General features: G+C 69.9%; 17 protein-coding genes. 4 read left to right on the top strand and 13 right to left on the bottom strand.

Annotated features, from left to right (window positions below):
• Positions 1–184: 184 nt before the first annotated feature.
• Positions 185–505 carry a hypothetical protein gene (locus VM242_14850; GenBank protein ID HVM06443.1) on the top strand — a complete coding sequence of 107 codons (321 nt, stop codon included), beginning with the start codon at positions 185–187 and terminating at the stop codon, positions 503–505.
• Positions 506–555: 50 nt separating this feature from the next.
• On the opposite strand, the gene VM242_14845 is transcribed toward VM242_14850, so the two are convergent.
• Complete coding sequence (locus VM242_14845) at positions 556–945, bottom strand: hypothetical protein (protein HVM06442.1); 390 nt, start codon at positions 943–945, stop codon at positions 556–558.
• Positions 946–1,245: 300 nt separating this feature from the next.
• Here VM242_14845 and VM242_14840 point away from each other — a divergent pair, with 300 nt between their 5' ends.
• Positions 1,246–1,677 (top strand): CBS domain-containing protein, encoded by a 432-nt coding sequence (locus VM242_14840; protein HVM06441.1) that lies wholly within the window; start codon positions 1,246–1,248, stop codon positions 1,675–1,677.
• Positions 1,678–2,202: 525 nt separating this feature from the next.
• Positions 2,203–2,334 (top strand): hypothetical protein, encoded by a 132-nt coding sequence (locus VM242_14835; GenBank protein HVM06440.1) that lies wholly within the window; start codon positions 2,203–2,205, stop codon positions 2,332–2,334.
• 152 nt (positions 2,335–2,486) lie between these two features.
• Here the strand turns inward: VM242_14835 and VM242_14830 are convergent, their stop codons facing one another.
• On the bottom strand, positions 2,487–3,140 hold the full coding sequence (locus VM242_14830; protein ID HVM06439.1) for a hypothetical protein: 654 nt from the start codon (positions 3,138–3,140) through the stop codon (positions 2,487–2,489).
• On the bottom strand, positions 3,137–5,020 hold the full coding sequence (locus tag VM242_14825; protein ID HVM06438.1) for a DUF4012 domain-containing protein: 1,884 nt from the start codon (positions 5,018–5,020) through the stop codon (positions 3,137–3,139). Before VM242_14825 ends, VM242_14830 begins: the two co-directional genes overlap by 4 nt.
• A 216-nt stretch (positions 5,021–5,236) precedes the next feature.
• Here VM242_14825 and VM242_14820 point away from each other — a divergent pair, with 216 nt between their 5' ends.
• A complete protein-coding gene (locus VM242_14820) occupies positions 5,237–5,899 on the top strand; it encodes a sugar transferase (protein HVM06437.1) in 663 nt (220 codons plus the stop codon).
• 70 nt (positions 5,900–5,969) lie between these two features.
• On the opposite strand, the gene VM242_14815 is transcribed toward VM242_14820, so the two are convergent.
• The 10 genes from VM242_14815 to VM242_14770 all read right to left on the bottom strand — a co-directional run bounded on the left by VM242_14815 (position 5,970) and on the right by VM242_14770 (position 16,985).
• Positions 5,970–6,788 carry a hypothetical protein gene (locus tag VM242_14815; GenBank protein HVM06436.1) on the bottom strand — a complete coding sequence of 273 codons (819 nt, stop codon included), beginning with the start codon at positions 6,786–6,788 and terminating at the stop codon, positions 5,970–5,972.
• Positions 6,789–7,367: 579 nt separating this feature from the next.
• On the bottom strand, positions 7,368–8,291 hold the full coding sequence (locus tag VM242_14810; protein HVM06435.1) for a glycosyltransferase: 924 nt from the start codon (positions 8,289–8,291) through the stop codon (positions 7,368–7,370).
• 91 nt (positions 8,292–8,382) lie between these two features.
• Complete coding sequence (locus VM242_14805; GenBank protein HVM06434.1) at positions 8,383–9,102, bottom strand: FkbM family methyltransferase; 720 nt, start codon at positions 9,100–9,102, stop codon at positions 8,383–8,385.
• Between the two features lie 238 nt (positions 9,103–9,340).
• Positions 9,341–10,393 (bottom strand): glycosyltransferase family 1 protein, encoded by a 1,053-nt coding sequence (locus VM242_14800; protein ID HVM06433.1) that lies wholly within the window; start codon positions 10,391–10,393, stop codon positions 9,341–9,343.
• A gap of 149 nt (positions 10,394–10,542) precedes the next feature.
• Positions 10,543–11,484, bottom strand: a complete 942-nt coding sequence (locus VM242_14795) for a glycosyltransferase (protein HVM06432.1) — start codon at positions 11,482–11,484, stop codon at positions 10,543–10,545.
• Between the two features lie 104 nt (positions 11,485–11,588).
• Positions 11,589–12,278, bottom strand: coding sequence for a class I SAM-dependent methyltransferase (locus tag VM242_14790; GenBank protein ID HVM06431.1), 690 nt, complete (start codon positions 12,276–12,278; stop codon positions 11,589–11,591).
• Between the two features lie 24 nt (positions 12,279–12,302).
• Positions 12,303–14,123 carry an ABC transporter ATP-binding protein gene (locus tag VM242_14785; protein ID HVM06430.1) on the bottom strand — a complete coding sequence of 607 codons (1,821 nt, stop codon included), beginning with the start codon at positions 14,121–14,123 and terminating at the stop codon, positions 12,303–12,305.
• On the bottom strand, positions 14,123–15,292 hold the full coding sequence (locus tag VM242_14780) for a glycosyltransferase family 4 protein (protein HVM06429.1): 1,170 nt from the start codon (positions 15,290–15,292) through the stop codon (positions 14,123–14,125). Before VM242_14780 ends, VM242_14785 begins: the two co-directional genes overlap by 1 nt.
• Positions 15,293–15,369: 77 nt before the next feature.
• On the bottom strand, positions 15,370–16,497 hold the full coding sequence (locus tag VM242_14775) for a glycosyltransferase family 4 protein (protein ID HVM06428.1): 1,128 nt from the start codon (positions 16,495–16,497) through the stop codon (positions 15,370–15,372).
• Entirely contained in the window at positions 16,494–16,985 is a 492-nt protein-coding gene (locus tag VM242_14770) for an acyltransferase (protein ID HVM06427.1), read from the bottom strand. The genes VM242_14775 and VM242_14770 overlap by 4 nt, the downstream gene beginning before the upstream one ends.
• Between the last annotated feature and the right edge of the window lie 5 nt (positions 16,986–16,990).

The raw sequence follows: 16,990 nt of genomic DNA, 5'->3' as shown, positions 1-16,990 counted from the left end.
GGCGTCCGCGGCATTCGCGGCATCCATCCACTTGGATAGGGCGTGACCGCAATGTCGACTTGTGTCGTTCAAACCGCCTTGGTACGGTCGCCATTGTCGCAATCCGCCGCCCATTCGCCCCCGGACGCTGGTGGACAGATGAGCGCTGCTCTGGTCCGCGCCAGGGCCGACACGGAAGGTCTCGATGCCGAGAGCCCTGGACGACGCGAGAGGTGCGCCCCGAGCCCGCTCCGACCTCGACCACCGACTTCAGGCGCGGGCCCTCGCCCTGGCGCTGCGGCCCGATGTCAGCGCCGACCTCGCCGCCGACTCACTGGTTGCCATGGCGGGCGCCACGCCGGCCGCCCCCATCGCCGTGCGCCGGGCGCTGGAGCGCCTGGAGACGGCCAACGGCGTTCGCCCGAACGACCTCACGGGTCGGGCGGTCGAGGCGCTCGCCATCGCCCTCGGCCGCGTCGGCAGTCGCCGGCCGCGCCTGGCGGCAGGCGACGCGGCATCTTCCTGAGACGAGGGCGCGAACACCGTCACGCCGGCGGGCGACGCCCAAGCCTCCAGCTACGAGGAGCGACCGATGCCGGCCCGGCGCAGGACGGCGGGCGGCACGCCCGCCGCCCGCCACGCTGAATAGGTGATCCCCCGACGGGCCCCGTAGCCCGGCGCCGCCTTCACGAACGCGTCCTCGAGGGCGCCCAGATCGACGCCGTCGCCGGTCATCCCCGAGAGCTCCTCCTGGAGGTCGATGCGCTCCTGGATGAGATGGAGCCGCCCCAACGGCTCGGCGGCAGCCAGCTGCTCCTCCACCGCGGCCAGGCGCCGCTCCACCGATTCCCGCGTCCGCTTGCGTCCCCGCTTCGGGCGGTTCTGCTCGAGCGCCTCGAGATAACGCCGCACGGCGCGCCCCTGCTCGCGTCCCTCCGCGAGCGCCGCCTTGTGCCGGTCGCTCATACCCGTCCGTCGTGCCGCCGCCTTTGCCGGTGCAGCCTTCTTCGCCATTGTGGTCGCGTGTCCTTGTGGTCGTGGTCGGTCGGTTCCGCGGTCACCCCCGGAATGGGGGAAGTAAACAACTTCGGCAGGACAATACAACGACCGGTTGCCCGGGGGAGGGACATGCAACCCCCCGTTGCCTCACACCTCCATTGTCGCACGCGGCCCGACGCCGTCGCGGGGTTTCCTCGCCAGGGGGATTGTCGCGGCGCCGGTTCCGAGGGACGATGGGCACAGGTCCGCGAGCAGGGAGGTCCGCCCATGAACGTCGTCGGCATCCTCGAGGCGAAGGGCGGCTCGGTCGAGACGATCCGGCCCGACGCGCCGGTCGGGCTCGCCATCCACCGGCTGAGCGACAAGCGCATCGGCGCCCTCGTCGTCTCGCCCGACGGGCGGCGGGTCGACGGCGTCCTCGCCGAGCGTGACGTCGTCCGTGCCCTCGCCCACCACGGCCCCCGGCTGATCGAGATGCCCGTGGCCAAGGTCATGTCCCCGGCGGTGACCTGCCGCCCGGACAGCTCGATCCGTGACGCCATGGCGACGATGACGCGCACCCGTCACCGCCACCTCCCCGTCGTCGACGGGGAGCATCTCGTCGGCCTGGTCAGCATCGGCGACCTGTTGAAGCACCGGCTCGAGGAGATGGAGCTGGAGGCATCGGTGCTCCGCAACGCCTACATCGCCGGCCGCTGACGTCCGCTGACCACGACGACCGGGTCACGAGGCGGGCCCGGCTGGGATCGAACCAGCGACCGAGGGATCATGAGTCCGATCTGAGCCGCTGCGAGCGCTCCTCGCCGCTCCCCTGGTGTCGCAGAACCCATGTGGGAAAAGGACATTGTGAGATTCCACCAGAGAGGTCAAGGACGTTGGCGGACATCGCCGGACGAGTTTGTTGGGCCGGATGTTGGGACACGCGCCGGTGTCGTCCTGAGCGAAGGCCACCACCCCGCAGCCCGGGGGGTCGGAATCCCTAGCTCACCGACCCAGCCGGCCAAGAGGGCTCGAAGTCGGCTCTGCCAGAGCGCGAGCAAGTAGTTGTGGCGGGTGAAGAAGTCGCTGATGTCCAAGGACCATGGAGTAGCTCACGCTCGGCTGTTCTTGCCCCCCGAGAGAATGGTTCCACGATGCCACGCTGATCGAGCACCTTGATGGGGCGGGGAGTGAAGACCCCCGGCTCGTGATCCGTCGACGCCCTGACTGGCGCATCGTTCGACGATGACGACGTCGATCCCCGCCAACGCCAGCTCGCACGCCAACATCAGCCCGGTCGGGCCGCCTCCTGCGATCACCACCGCATGCCGGTCACTGCCCCTCCCCCGCGAACGCTGCATCGGACTGGACGGGTAGGTCGAGCTACAGCCACGGCGCTCGACCGCCGCGGGGCTTGGCCACGCCTCCGACAGTCATGGCCGGGCCGGCGCCAGATGGCGGCTCCTCCGGGGTCATCACCCCTGGTCCGCTCCGGGAACGTCGTTCCCGTCACCGCTGCTGAGGTTCCCTCATGAGGGCTCGACCTCCACCTGCTCGTCGGCCTGCTCGCGGTCCGTGTGGCCGTGCGCCCTTCTCCCGAGGCCCCAGCGGTCGTCAGCAGTGGCGCCGGAGGGGTTCGTGGGATCCGGTCGCGACAGAGCCGACGGGGCCGGTGCCGGCTGGAGGTGGGCCCGGCGACGGTGCCGGGAGACCAGCGTCAGGGCGATCAAGCCGGCCACGAGGATCGCCGCGACGCCGACTGCTGTTCGCGGCGACGATTTAGCGACGGCCGGAGCCCGCTGACCGGTCGATCCCGATGCGGCGGACACGTAGATGGGGATGGTCAGCTCGCGAGGGCGGCCGTCGGTCCCGGTGCCCTTGACCCGGAAGAGGTGCCAGCCTTGCTCGGCATCGCGGGGGATGCGCACCCACACCGCGAAGTGGCCCTGCTGGTCCACGGTCGCGGTGGCCAGCAGCACCGGGACCGACTCGAAGTAGATCGACACCGTGCTCCCCGGCATGAAGCCGTCTCCGGCGACCTGGACCTCCTGACCAGGCTCAGGGGAGGCGTCGGTCACGGTCAGCTGCTGGTCCGACGGCGGGTACTGGGCGGCAGCCGGGGACGCGAGCATCAGCACCGCAGCGAGGCCAACCAGCGTGGTGAGCACTCGGCGAGCAGTCATCGGCCGTCCTTCGCGGTGAGCACCGTGTCGGCGTCGAGCCGCAGGAGTTCGTCGATGATCATGGGACCTCCGTCTGGGGTGGGCCGGGAGGAACTCCCGGTGGGTCTGGAGCGCACCTCGACCTTTACGCGGTCGGGCTCCACCATCGGCTGGCGGAGGATGTCGAGGCGGTAGGGGCCGGGGGCCACCTCGCCTTCCAGCGTGATGCGCACCGCCAGCGTGGCGCCCGGCGGAACGGTGACGTATGCCGAGTACACGTTGCGGCCCCGCTCCCTCCCGACCTCGAGCGGGACGACCTGCCCGTCGGCGGTGGCGGCGCGTGCGCGCAGTGGTGTGTACACCGACAGGTAGACGCGGTTGTCGCCGGGCGGGCCGGGGCCGGCGCCGGGCCCTCCCAGCACGTAGGCGGGGAGGCCGCTGGCCGGCGCCCGGTTCTCGAGGTGAATGTCGGCCACTGCGTCCATCTGGCCGCTGGTCGGGTCGAAGCGGGCACGGTACGAGATCGAGCGCCGGAGGAACCAGTCGACCTTGTTAGCGCCTGCGTTCTGGGTCACCAGGCCGAAGGCGTCGCTCCGCACGGGCTGCAGGGCGCCGGCCGCGCCCAGGCGGCTCAGGGCCCGCTGCTCGGCGGGGCGGGTGCTGTGGAGCAGGATGTGCTTGCCGGCCACCGCAGGGGCCAGGCCGCTGACGACGACAGGCATGGGGGGCATGTCGGCGGCGGCCAGACGAGACCACACCGCCTCGGCGGCGATGCCAAGGAACCTGACGCGTTCGTCGCCCTCGAAGCGGAGGTAGTGGTCGTGGAGCAGGACCGAAACGGCGTTGGCGGCGCTGAGCGGCTCGGGCCAGCCGGGCACCGCCACCGGCCCGGTGAGGGCGAGGAGGGCGGCCAAGCCGGCGGGGTCGACGCTCACCACGCCGTCGACCACCCCGCCGCCCTGGCGACGATAGAGACCCTCGGCCGCCTCGGCCACCGACGGGAAGTGGGGCGACATCGTCACGTTCTGCCACACCCGCTCAGGGGCGAAGCGGGCGTAGCGGGCCCGGAAGTCCGCCGGCCCCTCGAGTGTGGGCTCGGCCGCCGAGGCGGCATCGTTGAGCTCCGAGGTGCGACCGAACCGTTCGATACGCAGGCGGCCGTTCTCCGCCACCAGCACGCCGTAGTTGCCGATGATGCCTCCCGCAGCACGGGCTTCGGCGGGGTTCTGAACGGCCAGGAACCAACGGCGTGGGCCATGCCCACCGAGCAGCGCAGAAGCCAGCTGAGCGGCCCCGGCGGCCCGGTCCGCGTCACGATGGGCCGAGGCCAGGCGAGCCTCGGTCCGGTCGACAGCATTGGCCAGGGGAGGCAGCAGCCACGGCGAGCGAGCCGCGCCCACCCGGGCGTGCTCACGTCCGAGGGTGGCGGCTAGGGCGGCCAGAGGCGCCTCGACCGCTTTGACGCGGTCGAGGTCGAGACGCCCGGCCTGGACCCGGATGCCGGCGGCATCGGCCCCGGCGACGACCCGGGCCTCGGCTGCGGTCTCCTGTCCGGCTCTGGCCACCGCCCGTGCCGCCCGCAGCTGCTGGGCGACGACGGGAACGGCCAGCGCCGGCCGGGCGTACCAGGCATCCAGGGCAACCCGGCCACGCCCGAAGGCCGCTTCGGCGGCACCCAGCGCCTGCTCGGCACCCTCCCGGTCGCCCGACCTGGCGGCGGCCAGCCCCGCTTCGGCGGCCCCGGCGGCGGTGGCAAGGGACGGGCGCGCCGACCACAGGGCCTTGCCGGCACCGGCAGCGGCCAGCGTGGCCGACGCGGTGACCAGTAGGAGGGCCCACACCAGGCGGGCACGGGCGCGTCGGCGACGGGGAGCGGGGCGCGGAAGGGGCGGTGCGGTCATCAAGGGAGGGGCGGCCGCCTGAACGGGGCGCAGAGGTGTTTATCGGTGCGTACCTCGCCGCTCTTGAGTCGTATGCAGGCTTCGCCCGTCTCTGCTGTCATGCTCGGATCGAGAAGTGTGCCGCTGTTGTTCAAGTTGATTTAGGCAGCCTCCGATGCGTAGGTCATGCCCCCCGCCGCTCTGCCTCTTGCCCCGCGCTCCGCCGAGCGGCGTGGCATGCCCCGCGGCAGTCGGCTCGGGGACCACACCAACCGCTCCCGGGCAATTGGAGGCGACCGGCGGCTGGGCCTGGCGGCCAAGCGCGTCTTCGACGTGGTCGTCGCCACCGTCGTCCTCGTCGCTGCCGTACCGCTCCTGCTCCTCATCGCTCTGTTCGTCTGCATCGACAGTCCTGGCGCGGTTCTCTACCGGCAGCGCAGGGTCGGCCTCGACGGGCGGGTGTTCGTGATCCTCAAGTTCCGTTCCATGGTCGTGGGCGCCGACGCCCTACGGGACCTGCTGCAGCCGGCCAACGAGGCTGACGGGCCGCTGTTCAAGCTCGAGAACGACCCCCGGGTGACCGGAGTCGGGCGCTGGCTGCGCAAACTCAGCCTGGACGAGCTGCCCCAGTTGCTCAACGTGGTGGCGGGTGACATGAGCCTGGTCGGGCCCCGTCCGGCCCTGCCGTCGGAGGTGGCCACCTACGACGCGCGCACCGCCGGGCGCCTGTCGGCCAAGCCGGGCATCACCGGCCCCTGGCAGGTGTCCGGCCGCCACAGCTCCTCGTTCGAGGACTACGTGTCGCTGGACCTCGACTACGTCGAAAACCGGTCGTTCGGCGGGGACCTGGTCCTGCTCGCTTGTACCGTCCCCGTCGTCCTCCAGCGCACGGGGGCGTGAGCGGGCGGATACCAGAGGAAGTGCGTGGGCGCCCGAGGCCGTGTCTGTCAGACAGCTGCAGTCACAATCTTCAGGTCCCGGCTGGGCCCCTCTGGTTTCGGCCGGATCGATCGTACGAGTGGCGGCTCATCATGGCCCACTCCATGGGGCCTGGACGGTGCTCGTTCAAAACCCGCCTAGTCGAGACAGTCAGTTCGGCATAGTCATTCGCGCAACGATCTGCTGTGCGCTGGATGCGGCAATCGTGCGTAGCGCCGAAGCGGCGCAGAAGCGTCGGCTTGATCGTCGGATCGATGAAGTCGTGCAGTTCCACGAGATGGTCGGCGTCGAGCAGCCGCGGCTCGAGGTCCGGGTCGAGTAACGCAAGTTCTCCGCCCTCGATGTCCATGATGACCAGCGTCCGACCAGCCGGTATGAGCTTGAGCTCAGCGAGGGTGAACTCCCCGCGGACCTCCACCGTCACCCCGTTCAGCAAAGCCAGCTCGGCGCAGAGAACCCGTCCCTTCTCACTGATCTCGTAGGCGATGACATTGGCTGCGGGTACCCGCCAGGCGAGCCCGACGGCGTAATAACCCTCGGCTGCACCTACGTTGACGATGTTGTCGTACCCAACCGCGATCAACTGCTCGATTGTCGGGTGAAGCTCCTGCTCGTAGGAACCAAGAATCTTCGCGCCAAGATCACCATATGCCTCGACGTAGCGAAGCCCCTTGAACGGGCCGCGCTGCACCCTCCATACGGCAGCCTCCGCGACGGCGCGGCTCGCCGCCAGGTCGAGCCGGTGTTGTCGGCGAGCGCGTACAGCACTCCGTCGCCACCTGTACGCCATCCGCGCCCCAGCGTAGGCCGGCGGGGGCAGCTTGGCTCGGAGCACTTTCTCGAGGTCCACCGTCCTAGCCTGCCAGAACCAGCACCCGAGCGGGCGTGCTTGACCTGGTTATGGTTGACCAAGAGCGCCTTGACGCGGTCCCACCAGGACCTGAAAAAGACCCCCGTCCGATCCGGTGTCGCCCCGCGCGTTAATGGGCCTCCGTGGCAGATGCGGATCGATTTGGGCCTCTCGAGCGGTGCGCACCGAGTGGGCGTCGATCTCTGCCTGTCGCCGGCGCCGTGAATGGTCGGCCGTGCGGGTTGGACATCCGCCGTGGGCCCGCTCGTTCAAGACAGCGCGATGTGCCAGCCAAGGAAGCGGGCTCTTTCAATCTGGCCGGAGCCTCTCAGTCACCCAGTCCTCAACGACCGGGTGCCGAGGGAGGACCCCTTGAACGTCTCGGTGGCCACCTTCCCGCGTCAGTCGAACACTAGCGGTCAGCGTCTTCTTGTGCAGGTCGATAGCCGCTTATCTCTTACCCCCAGGTGCAGCTGCCTCGTTGCCGGTAACCGCATCCTTCTTTGGCCATCACGGCCGCTTTGAGTTGTGTGAACCTCGTCATTCAAGACAGGCTGCTACATCCCGATTCGTGGATCCTCATGGTCGAATTGAAACGCGAGGATCTGAGTGGCGACCTCGACGCAGGAGGTAGCGTCCTGTCGCACGCAGCGTGTAGCGGGGGTTGAGCCGGAGCGCCTCGCTCCATCGGCGCACGAACAGGCCCGCTTCATGGTCGCCGAGGGCCCCACGCGCCTGGTCGAATGCGGACGCGCCCCAGCCCAGTTGGGCCGCCCGGCGCGCCGCTCGAACCGATCTTTCCAGCACCTTGTCGCCACGCCGACGGGCGAGCTCCTCGTGCTGGCGCAGGACGGAGTCGACCCCGGCCGCCATGAGGACAGCATTCCCCGACACGTTGCCGCCGTGCCGACGATACCGGGCGAGTGGGTTGTCGTCGTAGGCGAAGCCTCCGAGCATGCTCAGGCGAAGCCAGAGGTCGAGGTCCTCGGCCGTCCGCTGGAACACGTTCCACCCACCCGCCTCGATCAGGCTGGCTCGGCGCACCATCGCGCTGGAGACCGCGACCCCGTTCCCGAGGAAGAGGTCGGCGTAGCCATCGATCCTGCGTGCGTACGGCCAGCGGCCGATGACACCGCTACGGCTGTCGATGAGCTCGGCGCCGGTATGGCACAGCACGGAACTGGGCTCCGCCTCCAACACCGCCACCTGACGAGCCAGCTTGTCCTCCCTCCAGGCGTCATCTGCATCGAGGAAGGCGACATACCTGCCAGCGGTGGCCGCGACTCCGGCGTTCCTCGCCGCGGCCGGGCCCCGGTTGGGTCGGGAAAGGCGGCAGATCCGCGGGTCCTCCCGGTCCACCCACGAGAGGTCCTCGGAGGAACCGTCATCGACGACCACGCATTCCCAGGCCTGGTAGTCCTGCGCAACCACGGAACGGAGCGCTTCAGCGAGGAAGGGACCGGGGTTGTACGCGGGTATGACCGCCGCGACGACGGGTTCCATCGGGGTCACCCGAACTACCGTGCCTGCGCCGCGTGCCTGGCGAAGCCCAGTCCGCTCGTCCCACCTGCTGTCGACAGCGCCAGCGGTCCGGTCATCGGCGGCGTACGGCCACGCAGTCGAGTTCGATCACCGACAGGTCAGGATTGACCGCAACAGGAAAGAAACCTGACACGGCGAATCCGAGGCTGGCCACTACGGCGAGCGACTCGGTGAAATCCGGCATGCCCTCGTAGACCGGCTGCAGGGACACCTCCGTCTGCATCGACCGCACGAAGGGCATCAGCGTCGCCGCGCCCTCCAGCACTTCGAGGTCGAAGCCCTGCGTGTCCAGCTTCAGATGGATGCGACGGTCTCGCAGGGCAGGCTCCCGCTCGAAGATCTCGTCCAGGGTGGCCACTCGCACGTTCTCGGTTCTCGCCCGGGCTACCGCTCGCAGATGAGGGGCGGACAGTGCCATCTCGGTCGGCGAGAGGAACGAGCTGAAGTCCGAACCCATGGCGACGTTGATGGAGGCCTCTCCAGCCTCGGCTCCGAGCGCCAGGTTGAACACCCGCCAGAGCGGGTCGGAGGCAGCCTTCTCCGCCAATACCTCGTGGCTGATGCTGACCGGCTCAAACGACCAGATCTCACCCCTGTAGCCCATGTCGCGGAGCGACACCGCGTAACGACCGATCTGGGCGCCGACGTCGAGGACGTGGTCGATCTTCTCCTGAGCGAATAGCCGGGACAGGTGCAGCGGCAACAGGGACGCCCGCTCGGCCGCCACGACCTCGATGCCGCGCGCCCTCAGCGCTCGGCGTCCGAGCGCCATCAGCCGGGCTCGTCGCCTCATGAGTCAGCCTCGGCACCATGCAGGGCGAGCGAGAACGTTGCCACCGCTCCGACACGAGACCATGGGGGCCGGGGCAGGCGCGACCGGGCGTACCTGGACCGGCCCAGCGGTACAACGATCGCTCGAGCGCAGCATGGGTGCCCCCTCGGCGGGCACCGCTCGGGCGCCGACGCGAGGGTATGGAACGGCGAAATAGCGACTTCGTCGTGTCTGGTCCTCACGATCCCAAGATCTCCTGATACACCTGCAGGTGGGCTCTCGCGGCCGTGGCCCAGTCGAAGGCCATGGCTCGCTCGCGTCCCGGTGCCGCCAGCCGGTCTGCCTCGTCGGGGTCCGAGAGTACGTCGTCGAGTCCCTCGGCCAGGCCTTCGCCGGTCGGCTCGACGAGGCGGGCCGCCTCCCCGCACACCTCGGGCAGTGCCCCGGCCCTGGCCGCCACGACCGGAGCGCCGGCGGCCATCCCCTCCAGGGCCGGTAGGCCGAAGCCCTCGTAGGTGCTGGGCACCGCCACTGCCGCGGCGCCAGCCATGAGACCTGCAACGGTAAGGGGCGGAAGCCTGCCGGGCATGGCGACCCGAGGCAGCGCCGAAAACAGATCTGTACGGCGACGGTCGGGCGGCCCGCAGAGAACCAGCATCACATCCGGATGTCGTGACGCGAGCATCCGCCATGCGTCGGCGAGCGCGGCGAGGTTCTTGCGTGTGGTCGCACCCGCGGCGTGGACGACGTAGCGTCCGGTGACGCCGAGCCCGGCCAGCTCTGCCTCCGCCAGCGGTGACGGACGACGGAATTCCTCGCTCAGCCCGTAGGGGATCACCCATATCCGCTCGACACCGCAGAGCTGGCGGATCTCCTCCTCGGCGAACCGCGACGGGCAGATCACCCCCGCCGCCCGGCGGGCGCTCCGGATTGCGAACCGCGGGAGGGAACCCTCGTCGGCGAACCTGGCCGGCGGCAGGTCGTGCACGGTGACGACCTCGGGTAGACGCCCCGGCGGTACCCGCAGGTCGAAGCGGTGCATCAGATCCGCCCGTGGGTACAGGGCCCGCCCAGCCAAGGCGGCCACCCCCGCCGGAGCCCGACTGACAAGCCGCATCGGGAGGCGTACGTCAACATTCATCTCGGCGCGGAGCGAGGCGACCGTGGTGCCGGCGAAGTGCCATCCATCCGACGCCAACCGGCGCATCGCCTCTTGGATCTTGCTCTCGTAGTGCTGCTGGCCCATCGGGCTCGAGGTGGCCAGCGACGCCCAGTGGACGCTGGGGCTCATCGGACCCACCGGCTCGGCTCTGCCCGAGCCGGGTCGCGTCGACACCGCTTCGCAGCGTTGCCGAATCGGGGGAACGTCGACGTGTGCCCGTAGGCCGCAGATGCGGCCATCGCCGGTGTCACACCCTCGTCGGGGACGGGGAGACAGGGTCAGCCACCGTAGGCCACCAGCAGCTCCTGGGCCGTCCGGTCCCAGGAATAGCGTTTCGCGGTCTCGCTTTCGCAACCCATTGGCGCGTCGATGGCCGCCAGGATCGCGGCTCGGATCTCCTTCGGGCTGTCGGGGTCCACCACTCGGGCGCAGTCTGCGAAGTACTCCTCCACGCACGGCCCCCTGCCGATCACGACCGGCGTGCCCGCAGCGAGCGCCTCAGCCGTGCTGAGCCCCGTCGTCTCGTAGTGGGACGCCAGCACGTGGACGTCCGCCGCGGCGTAGACGTCGGCCAGCTGCCCCGGCGACAGGTTCGGTATGTGGACCAATGACGGCAGCGCGTGCCGGCAGGCGTCCAGAAACGCCCCGTTGCCGGGTAATACCTCCCCGACGAGGACCAGGCGGCGGGGTACGCCCCGCATGGCGTGGCTGAGAGCCAGCTGGTTCTTTATGGGCTCGGGGCGCCCGACACAGAGCACGAAGGCCCCATGGCCGACCAGGGCGCGCCCCCTCTCGGCCGACCCACCGAAGAAAACCGGTTCGACGCCGCTGTGGACGACCGCCACCGGCGGGACGGGGGTTCCGGGGGTGTAGCGGCCGAGGTCGTCGGAGAGAAGGCGCCCTTCGGCGACGCTGTTGACCACGAGGAGGTCGGCCGTGGCGATCGCCCGTAGCGAGTCGCGAAACCGCTCCCATTGGCTAGCCCGTAGCTTTGGGTGGCGGACCCGGCTCAGCCCATGGTAAAGACGGTTCACGATTGATGCGCCCCTGCCCACCCTGCGCCTGACCGGCCCGAGCCGGACCGTCGCCGGAAAGTAGACCGGGCTCACCACCAGGCGCCCGCGGGGACGTCCCAGGCGAGTCAACTCGGTGGGGTCACCGAAGAAGTGCACGACATCGAATGGTTGTGTGGTCGCCAGGCCGGCACCGCCGATCACCACGTGGACGCCGGTCCGCCGCAACGCCGCCGCCGTTCGCAATTGCTGGGTCTTGTGGCCGCCCTGATGGGTCCACGTGTCCCCGTAGGGGACGATACAGACTTTCATCAGCCGCGGTAGACGTTGGTAATCGGATCACCGATCTTGCGGAACAGCACTATGAGGCTCTCACCTAGTGCACCCGTTCGGAACCGGGAGGAGCGTAGGAGCACCCGGCCGTAGATCTTGGGCACCGGAAGACGTCCGACGTTGTAGGTCACGGCCTCGATGGCCAGCCCAGCCCGCTCGCCGATTCTGCGCAGTTCAGTGAGGCTGACGGGACTGATGTGGCCGTTAGACCTGTAGTCGTTCTCCGAAAATCCCTTGGGGTACCCGCGCGCAAGGTAGCTCAGCCGGGAAGCCACATGCAGAATGTTGGGCGTGGTCACGACCAACCATCCCTGGTTGCGAAGGCACCGGGCTGCTTCGCGGACGAGCAGCAACGGGCGCTCCATGTGCTCGATTATCTCGATGGCGACGACGCCATCGGCTGTTCCCGATGCGAATGGCAGGCACACGTCTAGGTCGCAGATCACGTGTGGAGCCCGGTCGCACCAGAAATTTCCGAGCTTGAACTCGGCCGCTACGGCCCGATAGCCGCCGATCACCAGGCGATCAGTAAAGGAGCCGTGGCCGGCGCCCGCGTCGATTACATAGTGGTCACCGGGCGGGTCGATGAGTTGCGCCACCCGGAGATGCGTGTCAACTCCGGCGCTTGCATCTGGATCGAGGATCTTCGGTGGCAATTGTCTTTCCACGGGTTCAGTGGCCAACCAGCGACGTCAAACGAGCCGCCGCTGATCAACATGCGAGACGCCGCTGAAACTCGCTAGGCGCGTGAAGTCCGGAACGTTGGCAACGAGGTGATCGAACGATCCCATTCCGGCGACCTTGCCGTGTTCCAGGAACAGGATCTGATCGCAGCCGCGCACCGTCGTGAGGCGATGAGCGATGATCACCTTGGTGATGGATCGGTCGAGGGACTCGAGTGTCTCGGCGATGGCGGCCTCCGTCACGAGGTCGAGGGATGAGGTCGCCTCGTCGAGGACGAGCAACGACGGGCGCCGGTAGAGCGCCCGGGCGATGCCGATGCGCTGCCGTTGGCCTCCTGACATGCGGGCGCCCCTCTCGCCGATCATGGTGTCGAGGCCTGCCGGCAGTGAGCGCACGAAGGTGGCGAGCTGAGCCTGCTCCAACGCGCTCCACACCTCGTCGTCGTCGACGGCGAGGCCACGCCCGCCGAAGACAACGTTGTCGCGAATCGAGCCGTCGAGCATGAAGACGTCCTGGGGGACATAGCCGATGATCCGGCGCCAGGCGAGCATGTTCGCCCGATCGAGGGCGACCCCGTCCACCTCGATCGTGCCGTCAGTCGGCTCGAGCAGTCCGAGCAGGAGGTCGACCAGGGTCGTCTTGCCTGCGCCTGAACTCCCCACGATGCCGAGGGACGACCCAAACAGCACCCGCACGGTCACGGCGTCCAGTGCCGGGACATCGGCGGCGCCATAGCTGAAGGACACGGAGCAGAACTCGATTTGCCGCTCGAAGGCCAACGGTGCCTGGCTCACGCCGTCTTCGTGCGTGGTGGGCTGGTGGAGCTCGTCCTGGATCTTCCGCAAACTTACCGAGGCCGAGCGGACGCCGTTAAGGGTGCTCAGGAGCCGGCTCAGCGACGGGAGCGAGCGAAAGGCGATGGCGACGACGAGGCCGAGGGTGGCGATCGCCTCCCCGCTGCGCTGGAGGGTGAAGAGCCCGGCGGCGAGGAGGCCGATCCCAAGCGTCACCGACGTCTCGAGGATCTGACGGCTCGTCGCGGCAAGAAAGACCTTCCGTTGGCGCGCCGATGCGAGCTGGGCCCGGTGGCGGGCGTGCTCGCCGGAGACGACGTCGGTGGCGACGGCCACCTGGAAAGCCTTCACCCCGTGCAATCCCTCCATCATCGCCCGAGTGGTGAAGATGTTCGCTTCCTGCTCGTCGTCGGCGGCCCGGCGGACAGCCGGGGCCAGCCCCATGAGGAGCACGCCGGCGACGAGCCCGAAGTACACGATCATGGCGAGCGCAACGAGCGGCTGCAGGAGGGTCAGCGTAGAGGCGAGAGCGACCAGCATGAGTATGTCGACCGAAGCCAGTGCCGCAGCGCCGACGACATTGGCAGACACGTCGGCCGTGCACCAGCCGAGGACGGAGATGAGTTCTGCCGAGCTGCGCCGGAGGTGCGCGGCGTACGGGTAACGGAGGGCACGCTCGAAAACCCGCGTGGACAGCCATGCATCACTCTCCGCATGCAGGCGCGCCTGCATCTTCGCGGCGAGGAAGCCGAGCCCGCTTCTCAGAAGGAGGAGGAAGAACACAGCCGACGCCGCTCTGACCGTGAACTGGTCCCGGTTCGACGCGGAGACCAGGCCGCTCCAACTCGGTTGCTGTGCTCGATCGTCGACGAGCACGGCTATGACGCTGAAGAGACCACCGATCGCCGCCGCCTCGACGACCGCCAACACGACGGACAGCGCGACGGCAAAGGCCAGCCTGCGGCGGATCGTGCCGGGCAGGAGCCTGATGGCGTCGCGAACGACCGAAGGGATAGAAACAGTCGGGACGGTCATCACCGGCGCCAGCGCCGCGCGAGCGACCGTTCCCGAAGGTGATCCGCCGCCCGCCGGTAGACCTCGTCGTACTCCAGGGCTATGTCCGACCAGTCGACCCGCTCGGCTCGCGCCCGCCCGGCTTCCCCGAGCCTCCGCGCAAGGTCCCGGTCACCGGCGAGCGTTACCAGCGCGGCGGACAACTGGGCGGTGTCACCCGGTGGCACCAGGAGCCCGTTCTCGCCGTCGCCGACCAGTTCGGGGACGCCGCCGACCCGTGTCGCCACCACCGCCCGCCGAGCAGCCATCGCTTCGAGGTTTACGATGCCCATGGGCTCGTGGAGCGACGGCAGCACGAAGAACTCTGACCCCGTGAAGAGCGCGGGGACGTCCTCTCGGCTGGTCGCGCCGAGGAAGGCAACCCTCTTCCGCACGCCAAGATCGCTGACCAGCGCCTGGAGGCTCGCTCGCTCCGAACCGTCCCCGGCCAGGACGAGGTCATACGGGAACCCGTCACGGACGGCGGACGCGAAGGCCCGCACCAGGACATCGAAGCCCTTCTGCGGGACCAGGCGGCCAATCGCGAAGACGTAGGGACGACCGGTGGGCGACCCCGCGGGATGCACGTCGAAGTCGTCGAGCGACACGCCGTTGTAGACCACGCTTCCCCGCCCGCCCAGGTCGATGCCCGACCACTCCTGTGCTTCGGCCAGCGTGGCGGCGGAGCAGGCGGTGACCGCGTCGGCGTCGCGCAGCAGCTCACGCAGCAGTCCGGGGAGCACCCGGGACCACTCGTACACCCTGGAGGCGTCCATGGTGAGCTCGCCCTGAAGGGTGACCACGAGGGGAAGTGCGAGACGGCGGGCGGCGCGGAGTGCGTACCAGCCGTTGATACCCACGCACTGGACATGCACGACCGACGCATCGTGGGATCGGATGTCGGCGGTGACCCGGCGGGCGATGGCGCCGCGGGTCAGCACCGCTCCCAGGAACTGCTTCGGGGGCCGCTCGGCCCCCCGGAACAAGTGCCGGCGGACCTCTATGCCGTCCACCAGGTCGGTCGGCGGCAGGCTCTTGGGCCACCGCATCGTCACCACGAGAGGGCTGGCACCTGAGGCGCGCTGACGCAGCGCCAGCTGCCGGACGGCCTCCTCCACGCCGCCCATGTGCGGGTAGAAGTTGCTCGCCACGATCGCCGGCCTCGGCGACGCAGGCGCCGGTCGCACGTCGCGGGGTGCGGGCGAAGGCTTGTGAGAGCTCACCGACATCAGGCGGCCCCCAAAGGCTCGGACAGGGAAGGGTCGGCATGGCCGAGTGCCGCCCCGTAGGCCTCCATGGTCAGGCGCACCATGCGCTCGACGGAGAATTCCTCCTCCGCTCGCCGGCGGGCGGCCTCACCCATGGCCAGGGTGGCTTCCGGGTCGCCGGCCAGCCGGACCAGCGCGGCTGCGACGGCATCCGGCACCGGCTCGACCAGCAGGCCGGTGCGCTCGTGATCGACCAGGTCGAGCAGGCCGCCGCGGGCCACGGCCACGACGGGCAGGCCGGACGCCATGGCCTCGAGAGCGGCCATCCCGAACGCCTCCGTGGCCGGAGCCAGGTAGGCCCCAGCCCGGCCCAGCTCTGGCGTCACGTCGGCCACCCGGCCGGTGAAGCGGACGCGGTCGCCCATGCCCAGGTCGCGGGCGAGCGCCTCCACCCGGACCCGCTCGGTGCCCTCCCCGACGATGGTCAGCTCGGCGCCCGGAGGAAGCCCCGGAAGGGCGGTGGCGAACCCCCGCAGCGCCAACTCGTGGCCCCGGCTCCGGGAGTCGGCTGCCAGGCGACCCACGGTCACGAACCGCCCGATGGCGTCGGGGCCCCGGAGAGCGACGGAGGAAGGGCGGGCACCATGGGGCACGAGGACGCCCTTCCTCCCTACCCTGGCCAGCACGGCCCGGGACGGGCCGAGCGTACGGGTGACTCCGGCGTCGATGATGCACCGGCGGGCCCGGCCGGCCAGGCGCCGGCAGGAGCCGCGGCCCTCGTGGGCCAGGTCGAGGAAGTGGAACGTCTCGACCACGGGCCGGCGGGCCAGAGCGCCCGCCGCCACCGAGGCGGCAGTGGCATGGGTGAGGTGGGCGTGGAGGAGGTGGAACCGGCGGCTGAGCCTGGCCAGGCGCAGCACCGACCGGGCCGCCGCCCAATCGGTGAGTCGGAGGTGATGGACGGGAACGCCCCGCCCGGCGAGCACGTCGTCGAGCCCCTCCCCGCCCGCCTCGCACACCACCTCAGCCTCGACTCCGGCCGACCGAAGGCCGGCGGCCAGCTCCACCACGTGGCGCTCGGTGCCGGCCAGGCGGGAGGAGGAGACGACGAGCAGCGCTCTCAAGGGGGTCCCCGCGACGGGGCTCATCCTGCCCGCTCCGGCACCGGTTGCTCGCCGATGTGGCGGACCACCCGGGCCGGCGCCCCGACGGCGACGGCCCCGGCGGGGACCTCGCCCCGAACCAGGGCGTGGGCGCCGATGACGGCCCGCCCGCCGATGGTGGACCCCTTCAGGACCGTGACCTTGGAAGCCAGCCACACGTCCGGCCCGATCGTCACCGGCGCCACCCTGGTGGCCCCGGCCGAGGGTGGGAAAGCGGGGTCGTGATCGTGGTCGCGTACCGAGACGAGCTCGGCCAGGAACGTCCCCCGGCCGATGCTGACCGAGCGTCGGCTCGCGATCGTGCAGTGGTGGCCGAGGAAGCACGAGCTCCCGAGGTCGAGGGTGGCGCCGCCGTACACGGCCAGGGTCGTCCCGTCGTCGACCTCGCACCCGTCGCCGATGCTCAGCCGGGCGCCGGGCTCGAGGACGAGGCGGCACCACCTGCCGACCACCGCCCTGCGCCCCACTGTCACGCCTC

The organism is Acidimicrobiales bacterium (assembly GCA_035540975.1).
In the GTDB taxonomy this organism is placed as follows: domain Bacteria; phylum Actinomycetota; class Acidimicrobiia; order Acidimicrobiales.
The sequence above is the reverse complement of the archived record's forward strand: the minus strand, read 5'-3'. Positions and strand labels throughout refer to the sequence as shown.